5 protein-coding genes are annotated in these 15,378 nt (G+C 65.9%); 1 reads left to right on the top strand and 4 read right to left on the bottom strand.

Features of this window, described 5'->3' with window-relative positions:
- Window positions 1–16: 16 nt before the first annotated feature.
- Window positions 17–9,559, bottom strand: coding sequence for a non-ribosomal peptide synthetase (locus tag QCE49_RS20660; protein ID WP_250458666.1), 9,543 nt, complete (start codon window positions 9,557–9,559; stop codon window positions 17–19).
- Window positions 9,560–9,768: 209 nt separating this feature from the next.
- Between QCE49_RS20660 and QCE49_RS20655 the strand changes: the two genes are divergently transcribed.
- Complete coding sequence (locus QCE49_RS20655; RefSeq protein ID WP_175980557.1) at window positions 9,769–11,511, top strand: cyclic peptide export ABC transporter; 1,743 nt, start codon at window positions 9,769–9,771, stop codon at window positions 11,509–11,511.
- 30 nt (window positions 11,512–11,541) lie between these two features.
- Here QCE49_RS20655 and QCE49_RS20650 read toward each other — a convergent pair whose 3' ends face one another.
- The 3 genes from QCE49_RS20650 to fhuB are packed head-to-tail and all read right to left on the bottom strand — an operon-like array spanning window position 11,542 to window position 15,331.
- Window positions 11,542–12,495, bottom strand: coding sequence for an ABC transporter substrate-binding protein (locus QCE49_RS20650; RefSeq protein ID WP_409017477.1), 954 nt, complete (start codon window positions 12,493–12,495; stop codon window positions 11,542–11,544).
- Complete coding sequence (gene fhuF, locus QCE49_RS20645) at window positions 12,492–13,250, bottom strand: siderophore-iron reductase FhuF (RefSeq protein WP_008347638.1); 759 nt, start codon at window positions 13,248–13,250, stop codon at window positions 12,492–12,494. Before fhuF ends, QCE49_RS20650 begins: the two co-directional genes overlap by 4 nt.
- Window positions 13,247–15,331, bottom strand: a complete 2,085-nt coding sequence (fhuB, locus tag QCE49_RS20640) for a Fe(3+)-hydroxamate ABC transporter permease FhuB (RefSeq protein ID WP_250458664.1) — start codon at window positions 15,329–15,331, stop codon at window positions 13,247–13,249. Before fhuB ends, fhuF begins: the two co-directional genes overlap by 4 nt.
- Window positions 15,332–15,378 lie beyond the last annotated feature (47 nt).

Genomic DNA, 15,378 nt, shown 5'->3' with positions numbered 1-15,378 from the left:
CTTTGACTTGCGGTTTTCATTGCGTCTCCAGTTCATCGAGCAAGGCATCGATGACGCTCGCGGCGTCATGCGCGCCGCCCTTTTCATCGCGTGAAGCCAGCGCGGCGTCGATCGCGGCGGCGCAGCGCGCAAGCGTGCGTTCATCGAACAGCGTGCGCAGCGGCAACGTGAGCGACCAGTGCAGGTTGGCCTGAGCGTTCGCTTGCGTCGCGAGCAGCGAGTGGCCGCCGAGCGTGAAGAAATCGTCGTCGCGGCCGATGGCCTCCACTCGCAGCACGCGCTGCCAGATCGCGGCGAGTTCGCGTTCCGTCTGCGTTCGCGCCGCCGTCACGATGCGTTGCGTTCGCGCCGGGGCCGGCAGCGCGTTGCGGTCGCATTTGCCATTCGGCGTGACCGGCAACGCGTCGAGTGCCATCACACGCGCGGGCACCATGTACGCAGGTAGTTGCGAACGCAACGAATTCAGCACGGCGCTTTCATCGAAGGTCTCCGATGCCGCGCATGAGACGTAGCCGATCAACTGCTCGTCGCGCACGATCACGACCGCATCGCGCACATCCGGCTCGGCGCGCAGCAGCGCTTCGATCTCGCCCGGCTCGATTCGTTGTCCGCGCAGCTTCACTTGCGTGTCGATGCGGCCGAGATAGTCGAGCGCGCCATCGTCGCGGCGGCGCGCAAGATCGCCCGTGCGATACAGTCGCGCGCCCGCGACGAACGGGTCGGGCACGAAGCGCTCCGCTGTCAGCGACGCCCGTCCGAGATAGCCGCGCGCGAGTCCCGCACCGCCGAGATAGAGTTCGCCGATGCCGCCCGCGGCCACCGGATGCAGCACTGCATCGAGCACATGCAGTTGCAGGTTCGCGATCGGATGACCGATAGGTACGGAAGCGGATTCGATATCGTCCGCGCTGCACGTCCAGTGCGATACGTCGATGGCGGCTTCGGTCGGACCATAGAGGTTGTGGAGCCGCGCGTTCGGCAAGAGCCTCGCGACGCGCGCGACGAGCTCGGGCGCAAGCGCTTCACCGCTCGCGACGATTCGCTCGATGCTCGCGCAGCGCTTCGCATCGCCGAACTCGTCGATATGCGCGACGAACGCCGCGAGCATCGACGGCACGAAATGCAGCGTGCTCACGCGATGCGCCTCAATGGCTGCGACGAGCCGCGCCGGATCGCGATGATCGCCGGGCGCGGCGATAGCGAGCTTCGCGCCCGTCGCGAGCGGCCATACGAACTCCCATACGGAAACGTCGAAACCGAACGGCGTCTTGTGAAGCACGACGTCGTCGCGCGTCAGGCGATAGGCGTCCTGCATCCACGCAATACGGTTCGCCAGCGCGCCATGCGTGTTGCCCGCGCCTTTGGGCTTGCCGGTCGAGCCGGACGTGTAGATGAGATACGCGAGATGCGCGTCGGTGATGTCGATGGACGCAGTGAGCGTCGCGTCGCCTTGCATGAGCGCATCGACATCGAACACGCGCGCCGTCGAAGCAACCGACTCCACGCGCGCACGCAAGTGCGTTTGCGTCAACACGACAGCGGGTTTTGCATCGTCGAGCAGATAGGCGATGCGATCCGCCGGGTAATCCGGATCGATCGGCAGATACGCCGCGCCCGCCTTCAACACGCCGAACAGTGCAACGACCATGTCGAACGAACGCTCGACGCACAGCGCGACCGCCGTGTCGTGCGCGACGCCCGCTGCAAGCAACGCAGCGGCAACGCGATTCGCGCGCTCGTTCAACTGCGCATACGTGATGCGATTCACAATGCCGTCGACCGCGATCATCTCAAGCGCGATGGCATCGGGCGCGGCGTTCGCCATGCGTTCGAATTGCCGATGCAGTGGCAGGCTTTCGATATCGCTCCATGCGCGCGCTGTCGCATTGAAACGCGCGACGTCATCCGCGAGCGCGATCGTGCCGAGCGGCCCATCGGGGTTCGTCGCAAATGCGTCGAGACATGTGGATAGCGCGCGATGCAGTGCCGCCACACGCGATTCATCCAGACGCGCCGCGTCGTATCCATAGTCGATGACGATAGCTTCGCCCGCCTCCACGACGAGCGTCAACGCGAAGTCGGTCGCTTCGATGTTGCGCAACGCGCGCATTTTTAGCGCGCGTTCGTCGCGGCCGGCCCATGCTTCATCGACGGGATAGTTCTCGAATACGACGAGCGTGTCGAACAACGCACCGCCGCCTTGACCTGCCCAGCGTTGAATATCCGCGAGCGGCGTGTGAGCGTGTTCGTGGGCTGCGGCGTTATCCGCTTGCAATTCGCGCAGCCATGCGGACGCGGCGCGTTGCGGCAGCGGCTCGGCGATCACCGGCAACGTGTTGATGAAGAGTCCCAGTACGCCGTCGATATCGGCGAGCGAGTCCGGGCGGCCTGCGACCGTCGCGCCGTACGCCACGCTCGCCTGATGCGTCATGCGCTGCAACACGAGCGCCCACGCGCCTTGCACGAGCGTGTTGAGCGTCACGCGCAGACGGCGCGCGGCTTCGGTGAGACGCGCGGTCATCGCAGGGTCGAGCGACGCGCGCCACGAGCGATGATCGTCGAGTGTCGGCGCCTTGCTCGCTTCGCGCTGCGCGATGCGCGTCGGTTCGCCGAGGCGTGCGAGACGGTCGGTCCAGAACGCTTGGTCGGCTTGCGCATCGCGTGTCGCGAGCCATTCGATGAAGTCGCGATAACGCGTCTTCGCGTGCGCGACGAACGGCTGCGCGCGCGGCGGCTCGATGTAGTCGCGCAGGACATCCGCAAACATGCGGGCCGTGCTCCAGCCATCGAGCAGCAGATGATGACGCGTCCACACGATGCGCCATTCATCGTCGGTGACGCGAATCAGCGTGACGCGCATCAGGGGCGGCGCGGCAAGATCGAAGCCGCGCGCGCGATCGTCGGCGAGCCACGTTTCGAAGGCGGCCGATGCATCGCTACGTTCGCGCCAGTCGATCACATCGAAAGGCAAGCCCGCCTGGCGATGCACGATCTGCATCGGCGCGGCTTCATCGGCGGTAAAGCCTGTGCGCAGGATGTCGTGACGCGGCACGGAAGCCTCGAAGGCCGCGCGCAGGCGGTCTATATCGGGCGCGATCAACGTTGCGGCAAACTGATTCACATACGTCGACTGCTCAGGCGCGAACAGCGAGTGGAACAGGATGCCCTGCTGCATCGGCGAGAGGGGATAGATATCGGCGATGCTGCGCAGATCCACAGGCAGGCGTTCGAGCGCCGCTTGCGTCAAACCGCCGTCGCGGGCGAGCGGGAAATCGCCCGGCGTCGCGCCTGCGCCTTTCATCGCGATGCGCCCGGCGCATGCAGCGACGATATCGGCGAGCGTGCCCTCGAATCGCTGCGCAAGCGCCTCGATCGTCGCGCGTTCGAATTGCGTCGCGCCGTAGACCCAATGCAGCCTGAGCGTGCGCTCCGCTCCATCGGCGACATAAGCGTGAATCGCGAGCGCGTTGCCGAGCGGACCGGAAGGATCGCGCTCGCAACCCGCGCCGCCGAAGCGCGGCGTGAACGCTGCGTCGCGCGAATCGAGCGAATCGAACTGACCGAGGTAGTTGAAGGTCACGCGCGGCCGCGGCAATGCTTCGAGCGAAGCGCGCGTCGCATCGTCGCCGAAATGGCGCAGCACGCCGAAGCCGAGACCTTTGTTCGGCACTGCGCGCAGCGTGTCTTTCGCGGCTGCGAGCGTTTCGATCGGCGATGCCAGCACCGGAATCGAAACCGGATAGTGACTCGTCAGCCATCCGAGCGTGCGGCTTGCGTCGATATCGTCGAAGAGCGGTTCGCGGCCATGTCCTTCCAGCTCCATGCGGCACGTCGCGCCGGTCGCATGAGCAAGCGCCGCGATCAGCAGTTCGATCGTCTGCGTGCGATAGGCGAGGTTGGCATCGGCGAGCACGGCACGCGTGAGATCGACTTCGAGCGTCTGTTCGATGACCGCGGCGTCTGCGTTCGTTGCCTTCGCTTGCGGATGATCGAGACGCAGGTCAGCGCCCGCAGCGAGTGTGGTGATCCAGTATTTCGCCTCGCCTGCGAAGGGAGAGTGTGTGTCACGCGCGGCTGCCGCAAGGCGCGCGGCCCATTGCGACGCCGTCGCGCCGGTACGCGCAAGACTCGCGGTGCCGCGCGACTGCGCCGCTTGATATGCGCTCGACAGATCGTCGAGCAGGATGCGCCACGACACGCCATCGACGATCAGATGATGAATTGCCAGATAGAGCTTCGTGCGTCCGTCCGCAAGCGATGCAACGAGCGCGCATGCGAGCGGCCCGTGCGAAATGTCGAGCGTGCGCTGAATCGCATCGAACTGCGCAAGCGCATCCGTTTCATCGTTCGCGGCGACGGCTGCGAGCGGCAGCGTATCGAATGCCTTCGATGCCTGCACGATGCGCCATGCGTTAGTCGTGCCATCGCGCTCGAAGCGTTGCCTGAAGATAGCGTGATGCGTAAGCAGCGCATCCAACGCGCGCGCAAAGGCGTCGAGATCGAACGATGCATTCGCGTCGAATTCCACCGATTGATTCCAATGCCCGCGCTGCGGAATGTCGAGTGCGAAGAAGCGCAATTGCGCGGGCGTCAACGCTGCGCTTCCATCCGCCTGTTTCGTCGCGACGACAGGCGCTTTCGCTTCGTTCGTGTCGACAGGCTTCGCGACTAGCGCGAGTTGCGCGACTGTCGCGTTATCGAAAACCTGTTTCGGCGTGACGCGAAGGCCTCGCTTGCGCAGACGCGCGATTACTTGCAGCACGAGAATCGAATCGCCGCCAAGCTCGAAGAAGTTGTCATCGCGCCCGACGTGCTTCGCCTTCAACACGTCCTGCCATACCGAGGCGATGGCTTCCTCGGTGTCGCCGCGCGGCGTATCGCTCGTTACGACGGATTCGACCGGCTTCGATGCGATGCTGCGCAATGCTGCACGATCGATCTTGCCGTTGTCGGTCATCGGCAACGCGCGGAGCATGACGATCGTCGCGGGCACCATGTAGTCGGGCAGGCGCGCGCCGAGCGCATCGCGCAACGTCGAATCGTCTTGCGCGGAACCGGTCACGAACGAGACAAGCTGAAGACGCCCATCGCGATCGACGGGCAATGTTTCGGCCTGAGCCACGCCTTCGATCGCGCGCAATGCTGCGCTCACTTCGCCCGGCTCGACACGATAGCCGCGAATTTTCACCTGATCGTCGAGACGGCCGAGGAAGGCGATACGTCCATCCGCGAGCAGACGAACGCGATCGCCGGTCCGATAAAGGCGTTCGCCGCGCACGAACGGGTGCGGCATGAAGCGCTCCGCTGTCGCCGCGGCGCGTCCGAGATAACCGCGCGCAACGCCCGGCCCGCCGATATGCAACTCGCCGATGCCGCCCGGCGGCACGCACGCGCCGGATGTATCGAAAACATAAGCCTCGGCATTGGGCATTGGGCGTCCGAGCGGCACGCTCTGCGCATTGCGTTCATCGTCGGCGAATGCAGACGCTTCGCACGCAATGGCGCCGACAGTCGCTTCCGTCGGACCATAGTGATTGATGACGCGGCACGAAGGCTTCAACGCCTTCACGCGATCGACCAGCGCCCACGGCAACGACTCGCCGCCCGTCACGAGCGCATGCGACGGCAACACATCGGCAGGATGCTGCGCTTCGAGCAGCGCGTGCAGATGACTCGGCACGATCTTCAGCACGCCCACTTCGCGCACGCGCATTTCTGCGGCAAAGCGATCCGGATCGAACGCGCATCGAGCAGGCAACAGATGCAGCGTGCGTCCCGAACACAATGCGCCGAAGAGCGTCGTATGACCGAGATCGGCGGCGACCGTCGAGACCATCGCCATCGATGCGCCAGGCGCGAACGCGAGTTCATCGAGCATGCCTTGCACGTAGTCGGCGAGCGCGCGATGCGGCACCGCTACGCCCTTCGGCGTGCCCGTCGAGCCCGACGTGAAGATGACATAAGCGGTCTGCGCAGGCGCAAGCTGCACGCGCTGCACGGCGGCATTCGCGAGCGATGCATCGTGCGCGAGCGTATCGACATCGAGCAGTTGAGCATTGCCGAGCGCGCGCGGCGCGTTGTCGTCGTTCATCGCGACGAGCGCGAAACGCGCGCCGCATGCGTCGATCGCGGCATCGATGCGCGCGTGCGGCATCGACGGATCGAGCGGCACCGCATAGGCACCCGACTTCATCGCGCCGATCAACGCAACGACGAAGCGCACCGAACGTTCGATGCACACCGCGACCGCCTGCTCCGCCTTCGCGCCTTTATGACGCAACGCGAGCGCGATGCGGTTCGATGCGTCGTCGAGTTCGGCGTAACTGATCTGCGTATGCGCGTCCGCAAGCGCGATGCGATGAGGCGTCGCGCTCGCGTGATGCGCGATCAACGCGAGGATATCGTCGGCTTCGAAGTTCAGTGCGCGGCCTCGTTGCACGTCGCGCTGAGGCATGCAATCGAGCGATGCGATCGGGCGCGACGGATCGCGCACCGCATCCGCGACGAGCGTCGCGAAGCTCGCAAGCCATGCGCGCGCGGTGGCTTCATGGATGCAATCGCACGCGTAAGCCGCGACGAGTTCGATGCCGCGAACATCGTCGGTGAAGTCGAGCGCGAAATCGAAACGCGCCGCGAGATCGGGGCCGGGCGTTGCAATCGCCGATGCGTTCGGTAACGTCGATGTTAACGCTGCATCGAACTGCTGCGCGAGCTTCACGCGCAGCCACTCGTCGCCACGCGCGACGGGCGGCTTCACTGCATCGAGCACGCGATCGAACGGCACGTCCTGATGCGCGAACGCATCGAGCGCATGAATGCGCGTCGCTTCCATCAGATCGGAAAACGTTTGAGCCGCATCGACGCGCGCACGCAACGCCAGCGTGTTCAGGCACAGGCCGATGAGCGCCGCCGTCTCGGGCCGCTGCCGATGCGCGACCGGCGTCGCAACAACGAAATCGTTTGCGCCCGTAAGCCGATGAAGCCACGCGTCGAACGCGCTCAGCAACACCACGAACGGCGACGCGTGCTTCGTGCGTGCAAGCTGACGCAATGCGTTCGACGTATCGGCGGACAAGCGCAACGTTACGCGTTGCCCGCGATGATCGCGTTCGGCTGGACGCGCGCGATCCAAAGGAAGCGCGAGCGGTTCAGGCGCGGCATCGAGCGCCTTGCGCCAGAAGCGAAGCTGACGCGCGCCCTCTTCACCCGCGACGAGTTCGCGCTGCCACTGCGCGTAATCCGCGTATTGAATCGGCAACGCGGCAAGCGAAGGTGTTTGGCCTTGCGCGTACGCGCTATAAACATGCGCGAGTTCATCGAAGACGATGCGCGAGCTATAGCCATCCGTGATCGCGTGGTGCGCCGCCAGCATCAGCCGGTGCGATTCATCGCCGGACGATACGAGCGTCGCGCGCAACAGCGGACCATTCGACAAGTCGAACGCTTCGCTCGCGTGACGTTCTTCATCAGCATTCGAACTGTGATTCACACGCTGAATCGTCACCGGCGAGGACTTGTGAATGCGCTGCATGACGACGCCGTCTTCGTTCTCGACGAGCGTCGTGCGCCATGCCTCGTGGCGTTCGATCAAATGATCCAGCGCGCGTTGCAATGCGTTTGCATCCAGCCTGCCGCTGATGTCCCAACGACCCGCGACGTGATACGCCGCGCCCGCGTCGCGCGTTTGCGCGAGCACCCAGAAGCGCTGCTGCGCGAACGATGCCGCGCGATCGACATAGGGCGCATCCGACGAAACCACGCTTCTCACGATGACCGGATCGCTCGCCTCCTTCTCGCTCGCATCGATCGATGCGGCCAGTGCTTGCAGCGGCGGATCGTCGAAGATCGTATCGAGCCGCAGATTCACGCGCCAGTCGATGCGGATCGCCGCCTGCAACTGCATCGCCGCGAGCGAATCGCCGCCGCGTTCGAAGAAGCGATCAGCACGTCCGATGGGCGCGGCATGGTCGAGAATGCGCTGCCACGTTTGCGCGAGACGGCGTTCGGTATCGGTCGCCGGCTCGATGTAATCCGCGTCGCGCGACATCGACGTTGCGCGATCCGCCTGCTTCTTCAACGCATCGCGATCGAGCTTGCCGTTCAACGTATAGGGCAGGCGCGCGAGCCTCACATACCGATGCGGCTGCCAGGCTGCGGGCAAATGTTCCGCGAGATATGCCTTCAACGCGGCATCGCTTACAGCTTCATGTGCGGGCGCGAAACAGGCGGTTAGTTGCACGCGTCCGTTCGTCGAATCGGCGAGCACGGCTGCGTCGCGAATGGATGGATGCGCGCGCAAACACGCGGCGATTTCCGCAGGCTCGACGCGCACGCCGCGAATCTGCACTTGGTCATCGATGCGGCCGAGATAGTCGTAGGCGCCATCGGCACGTTCGCGCGCGAGGTCGCCCGTGCGATAGATGCGCGCGCCCGGCTCGCCGGAAGCGTCGGGCACGAAACGCTCCGCCGTGAGCGCAGCGCGACCGTGATAGCCGCGCGCGATGCACGCGCCGCCGAGCAGCAACTCGCCATCGTCGATGCGCGCGACACGCGGACCGATCACGCGTCCGATGGGCAGCGACGCATACGCATCGGCATCGTCGAGATCGGGCGTGACGTGCGGCTCGACGGGCCAGAGCATCGGCGAGATGACGGCTTCCGTCGGACCATATCCGTTGATGAGGCGCTGCGCCGCGAATTCACGACGCACGCGCGCGAACGCTTCACGCGACAGCGCCTCGCCGCCGAACGCGAGCACGCGCAACGAGGCCGGCACGCCTTTGCGCTCGGCAACCGAAGCGAATTCGCGCAGATAAGCAGGCGGAAACGCGGCCACATTCACGCGTTCACGTTCGATCAACGTATGCGCTGCTTCGGGCGCGAACGGCGGCGGCGCCGTGATGACGACGCGCGCGCCCACGGCCAGCGGCGCGAGCCAGCATTCGTGCGCCGCATCGAAGTTCACCGATGCGAAGTGCAGCAAGCTGTCGCCCTCGCCGATGCGGAGCGCCGCCACAAGTGCATCGCAATGCGCGGCGAGCGGGCCATGTTCGACGACGACGGCCTTCGGCGTGCCCGTCGATCCCGACGTGTAAATCATGTACGCGGCTGCGCGCGGATGCACGGGCGCAGCGTCGTCGAGCGCGGGTGCATCGGCGATGTCTTGCTCTGCGTCGAAGCATCGCGTGAAGCGCGCGCGCATCGCATCGTCGGCGTGTCGATCGACGATGCCGTGCGCGAGGCGCGCATCGTCCGCGATCCAGTCGAGACGCGCGGCAGGATGATGCGGATCGAGCGGCACGAATACGCCGCCCGCCTTCAGCACGGCAAGCAGCGCGACGAACAATTCACAAGAACGCTCGACGCATACGCCGACGCGCACTTCAGCGCCGACGCCCGCAGCGCGCAGACGCGCCGCGAGCCGCGACGCGCGGGCATCCAGTTCGCCGCGTGTGAGACGTGCGTCGTCATGTGCATTGAATGCGAGGGCGGGCGCATCCGGTTGAAGGCGCGCGAGTGCCTTGATACGAAGATGCAGCGCGGTCGGAAAACTCGTCATCGGCATGAATTCCTTCGGGTTCCGGCCGCATCGGGAAAAGCTGCGGCACGAACGTGGGCCGCTGAAAATGCGGCTTCATTCGGGATGACGATTCGCGCGAAAAAATTTTTACCGCTTTTCATGCGCTAAAGATTCGTCGTGCTGAAACGTCTCTAGGTAGAGGTGCGTTCAGCGCCGCTTTCCGACTTCAGTTCAGTGATGCCCTGCCAATGACTGCTATCCACGAGCCTTTAGATTCTTCCGCCACGCAGAAGCCCGCTGCGCGCCTCATCCTCGCGCTGCTCAAGCGCTCGCGCGGCGCATTCGCGGTGGCGCTCGTCGCCTGCGTGATGAACGGCATCGCGAGCGTGATGCTCGTCGCGACGCTCAATCGCGCGCTATCGACGCCTTCATCCGCCGATGGCGCGCTCGCCTGGCGCTTTGCGTTGTGCGCAGTCATCGCGCTCTTCACGCGCGTCGTATCGGGCGTGCTGTTCGCGCGGCTCTCGCAGGACACGATGGCGCAACTGCGCGAGCATGTCGCGCGGCGCGTGGCGGCGGCGGAGTTGCGCGATGTCGAGCGCATCGGCGCGGCGCCCGTTCAGTCCGTATTGACCGACGACGCCACCAATGTCTCCATGCTCTTCTTCGCGTTGCCGAACATCGTGATGCACGGATCGATCGTGTTCGGCTGCCTCGGCTATCTCGCGTGGCTGTCGTGGCCGGTTTGCCTGCTCGCGCTCGCGGCGATCATCACCGGATCGCTCGGCTATCACCTCGGCGACAAGCGCGCGATCGCTTCGCTCGAAGCGGCCGGGCAATCGCAGGACAAGCTGTTCGGCTATCTCGGCGCGCTCTTTGCGGGCGCGAAGGAATTGAAGCTGCATCGCGCGCGCTCGCAGCAGTTCGTCGATGGACAACTCGGCGCGGCAATCGGCGAAGTGCGCGATCATCGGCGGCGCGCGTTCAGCGCCTATGCGATCGGCGTGGGCTGGATCATCTTTCTGTTCTACGGCTTTCTCGGTGCTGCGGCGTTCTGGCCATCGCTCGGCGTGCGCGCGGATGCGGGCGCGACAGCAGGCTACGTTGTCGTGTTTCTGTTCATGCTGGTGCCGCTCGATGGTTTGCTCAACAACATTCCCACGCTGAACGCGGCGCGCGTTTCGCTGGCGCGCATCGAGAAGGTGATGGCGGAGTTCGGCAGTCTGCGCGTGTCTTCTGTTTCTGTTTCCTCCGCCGATGATGCGGGCTTTCACACGCTCACCATGCGCGGCGTCGCGCACTCGTATTTCCATGAACGCGACGAGCGCATGTTCCGCATCGGTCCCGTCGATCTGACGTTCAGGCCGGGTGAACTCGTGTTCATCGTCGGCGGAAACGGCAGCGGCAAGACCACGCTTGCGAAAGTGCTTACAGGGCTTTATGAGCCTGAATCGGGCGTGATCGAAGTCGATGGCGTCGCGGTCGATGCAACGAATCGCGCTGCATATCGCGAGCGTTTCACTGCCGTGTTCAACGACTTCCATCTGTTCGATGCGCTGCTCGGCATCGTCGATCCGAACGATGCATCGCGCGCGGCCGCGGATGCCCGCGCGAATGCGCTCGTCGCGAAGCTGTCGCTGGATCACAAGGTGAAGGTCGTCGATGGCGCGTTCTCGACGCGCTCGCTTTCCACAGGTCAGCGCAAACGGCTTGCGCTGGTGGTCGCGTATCTCGAAGACCGTCCGCTCTATCTCTTCGATGAATGGGCCGCCGATCAGGACCCGGCATTCAAAGCGGTGTTCTACGAGCAGTTGTTGCCGGAGTTGCGTGCGCGTGGCAAGACTGTCATCGTCGTGACGCATGACGACCGCTATTTCTCCATCGCGGATCGCGTGCTGAAGCTGGAGAACGGAATGGTCGTGAACGAGACGCGCGGCGGCGGCGTGAGAGCGGCAACGCTCGACGTTCAGGCGAATGGCACATCGGGTTGAACGATGAACGGGGCGCAAGGCCCCGTTTTTTCAATGCTTCGGCAACGCAAGCAGCTTTTCGGTAATCATGTCGCCGAGCTTCAACGCCGACATCGGCCCGCCGAATCCCCAGATATTCGGTTCGACGAGCGTCACGCGCTGTGCCTTCTTCGCGGGCACGAAGCGCCATATCGGCGAATCGAGTGTGGCATCGACGGACGTCGCCGCATTCGATGTCGTCACGAACAGCACGGCCACATCCGGCCGCTTCAGGAAGTCCGCCGACGTCACATACACCGTGCCTTCGCGCGTGGGCTTTTCAGGCCACAGATGAACGCCGAGCGCACGCGCGACGCCCGCCGCCGTGCTGTTACCCGTATAAGCCCAGTATCGGTCGGGCAGGCCGAGGTCTTGCAACAGCGCGAAGCGCGTGCCCGTCAAACCCGCTTCCTTCAGACGCGCGGCATCGCGAGCCAGTCCCGCATCGAGCTTGGCATCGGCGATGCGCGCCTGCTCTTCGCGTCCTGTCATGCACGCGATCGTGTGAAAGATGCTGCGCGTCCATTCGAGCTGCGTGCGCGCGCCATCGGCTTTGCCGTTCTGCACATCCGGGCTGAATTGAAACAGCACCGTCGGCGCGATGCGATCCAGCGCCGCGAAAATCGGCGCATGTCGATAACCCACGCCGATGATCAGATCCGGCCGCGTCGATGCGATCGCTTCGAGACTCGGTTCCTGACGCGTGCCGACCGCCGGCACGCCTTTAAAGCGCGCGCTGTCGTAGCCGATCCAGCCGTCGTAATACTCGGGATCGACGACACCGACGGGCGTCATGTCGAGCGCGGCCACGTCTTCGGCGAACATGAATTCGAGCACGACGATGCGCAACGGGCGCGCAGGCATCGTCTTGCTGAATTGCGACACGGTCGGATTGCCGGCGAGCGGCGCGCAGGCGAGCGCGCGCTGACCGGAGAACGCGATGCACAGACACGCTCCAAGCGCTATCGAGAGATGGCGTCTTGCAAAGCGAGTTCTTCGTCGCGCATCGTCAAAAGCAGCGGGCAGCTTGCGCACAGTTGCGTCTCTCCGGGAATCTCATAGCGCACGCAGCATACGCGGCGCGCGCGAAACGGGTTGGGCAGAAGCGTCGATCGCGGCGTCGCATCGCGGATCGGCGTGCGCAGCGGATTCGCATCGCCGGCGCGAAAGAGCCAGGCCGCGTCGATATCGGCATCGCTGAAAATCGACCGGCAATTCGCGAGCGAATAGTCCAGCACGTTGCCCGCGTTGCTCCACAGCACGCGCGGTGCGATCTTCGTCATGCCCGCGATCATGCCGATCACGCTGTCCAGATGCGCGACGAGACTCGCATAGCGGCGCGCGGGATCGGCATCGGGTGCGCGCAATGCATCGGCATCGAAATGAAGCGCGGCGGGCATGCCCTCTTTCAGCACGAGATGCGTGCGTTCGGGCGACATATCGAGCGGACGCCCGAGCAGCCTCGCCGCCGCCACGCCCGCGGGCGCCGCGAGGCCGAAGTAGTACTTGCTCCATTGCGACAGCAGCGCGCGCGCATGAAGCGCGGCATCGCCGCCATAGAGCGCGATCATCGCGGCGAGCAATGCATCGCGATGATCGGCGAGCGATGTCAGCGCGATGCGTTGTGCATCGTCGTCCGGCTTGCCGAGCCACACGTTCTGCAGATACGGCGCAAGCTCGGGCGGCGCGAATTCAGCGAAGGAACGCGCTTGCTCTGTCATCGCGCGCGACCCTTCTCGCGACGCGTTTCGATGACGAGCAGCGCCAGCATGTAAGGCGCGCCGATCAGCGCGGTCAGCACGCCCGCCGGAATCTCGCGCGGCGCGAGCAGGGTGCGCGCGGCGAGATCGGCGGCGGCGAGCACGAGCGCGCCCAGCAATGCCGCGAGCCAGAGCCGCGTGCCGTGCGTGCGCGCGCCGAGCATCGTCGCGAGATGCGGCGCCATCAGGCCGATGAAGCCGACCGGCCCGACCGCCGCCACCGCCGCGCACGCGACGAGCGTCGCGACCGTGAGCACGAGCGGACGCAGGAGCGCGATCGGCAGGCCGAGCGCCAGCGCCTGTTCGTCGCCGAGCGCGAGCAAATCGAGCGGACGCGCGAGCAACGCCAGCACCGGCAGCGCGAGCGCGCACCACGGCAGGATCGTCGCGACTTCGCCCCAGCTTCGCCCATACGTGCCGCCGACGAGCCACACGACAAAACGCGCCGGCTGCACGCTCTGCTGCGTGATGAGCCATTGCGCGAGCGTCGTGCATAACGTGCCGATGACGATGCCCGTCAGCGCCACCGCGAGCGGCGCGTATCGATGCCGCCGATTGAAAAGCAGCGTGATGCCGAGCGTCGCGCCGCCGCCGGTCAACGCGGCCGCCGCGAGAAAGAGATGCCCGGCGAGCGGCCAGATCATCAGCGCGGCGAGCGTCGCGAGACCCGCGCCTTGCGTCACGCCGAGCACTTCCGGTCCGGCGAGCGGATTGCGCACGATGCTCTGCATCAGCACGCCGCTCGATGCGAGCAGCGCGCCCGCGAGCAACGCGCACAAAAGACGCGGCACGCGCAGTTCGAGCAGCATGCGGGCGATGTCGTCGCGGTGCGCGAGCGCATCGATCCAGCGCGCGGGGCCGAGCATCGTCGGACCGATGGATGCGCCGATCGCGAGCACCGCGCATCCGATGGCGAGGAGCAAAGCGGCGAGCGCAGGCGACGGCCACGCGGACAACGCCCGCACCGCGCCCATGCCGCGCCGCGCCGATTCGCGCGCCTGGCCCGCGTGCAGCGCGCCGGACCACGCCGCGCCGCTCCTGATCATCGCGAGCATCAGCGGCGTGCCGACGAATGCGATCGCGACGCCCGTCGACAAGGTCGAATCGAGATCGAGCGCGAGCACGGCGCTGTCGGTCGCGAGCACGAGCGCGCCGCCCGCGAGCGCGGAGAGCGGCACGAGCGCCGCGAGCTTCGACGCTTTGGCGCCGCGCAGGTGACGCAGCAGATTCGGCGCGATCAGCCCGACATACGACAGCGGCCCCGCGATCGCCACCGCGACGCTCGCGAAGCCGACCGCGACCGTCATCGCGAAGAGGCGCGTCGCATCGACGTTCACGCCGGCGGCGGCAGCGGCATCGTCGCCGAGCGCGAGCGGATCGAGCGGGCGCATCACGAACGGCAGCGCGAGAAGCGGCAACACGAGCCAGCGCAGCGCCGACATCAATCCCGTCGCGCCGGGCTGATACAGACTGCCGCTCGCCCACAGCGACGCGCCGACGACCGTCTGCTCGAAGAACGCGAGCAAGAGCGTCGAGACCGCGGAAAAAAGCAGCATGCACACGCTGCCCGCGAGCACGAGGCGCAAGGGCGTCGCGCGCCAGCCGCCCGCCGCGGCCGCGACGCAACCCGCCGCCGCGAGCCCGCAGACGAACAGCAACGGCACCGACGCCGCGCCGACGACCTCCGGCGCGATCATCGCCGCGAGCAGCCCGAGCTGCGCGCCGCCGGTGATGCCGAGCAGATCGGGCGCGGCGAGCGGGTTGCGCGTCAGCGCCTGAAAGAGCGTGCCCGCGACCGCGAGACAGCCGCCCGCGACGAGCGCGGCGGCCACGCGCGGCGCGCCCAGATCGAAGAGAAAGACATGCGCGAGACGCGCGCCATCCGTGCCCGATGGCGCATCGAGCCACGCGCGCAGTTCGGGATAGAGACGCAGCGCGGCCAGCGCGAGAATCAGCGCGATCAACGCACACGCGATCGCGCCCGCGCGATTCGGCGCGGCCACGCGACGCCGCGATGCGTTTGCCGTGGCGAGCGTCGTCATGTCGTGCGGCGTCCGGCGATCAGATCGATGACGAGCGACACGCGCGC

Origin of the sequence: Caballeronia sp. LZ008, assembly GCF_031451435.1 — a bacterium.
Taxonomy (GTDB): domain Bacteria; phylum Pseudomonadota; class Gammaproteobacteria; order Burkholderiales; family Burkholderiaceae; genus Caballeronia; species Caballeronia zhejiangensis.
Note: the sequence above shows the minus strand (reverse complement) of the source record. Positions and strands in the feature narration are given on the sequence as shown.

Excerpts from the sequence above, each read along its gene's own strand:
- QCE49_RS20660 (WP_250458666.1), bottom strand. The coding sequence starts at position 9,559 with ATGACGAGTTTTCCGACCGCGCTGCATCTTCGTATCAAGGCACTCGCG.
- QCE49_RS20655 (WP_175980557.1), top strand. The coding sequence starts at position 9,769 with ATGACTGCTATCCACGAGCCTTTAGATTCTTCCGCCACGCAGAAGCCC.
- fhuF (WP_008347638.1), bottom strand. The coding sequence starts at position 13,250 with ATGACAGAGCAAGCGCGTTCCTTCGCTGAATTCGCGCCGCCCGAGCTT.
- fhuB (WP_250458664.1), bottom strand. The coding sequence starts at position 15,331 with ATGACGACGCTCGCCACGGCAAACGCATCGCGGCGTCGCGTGGCCGCG.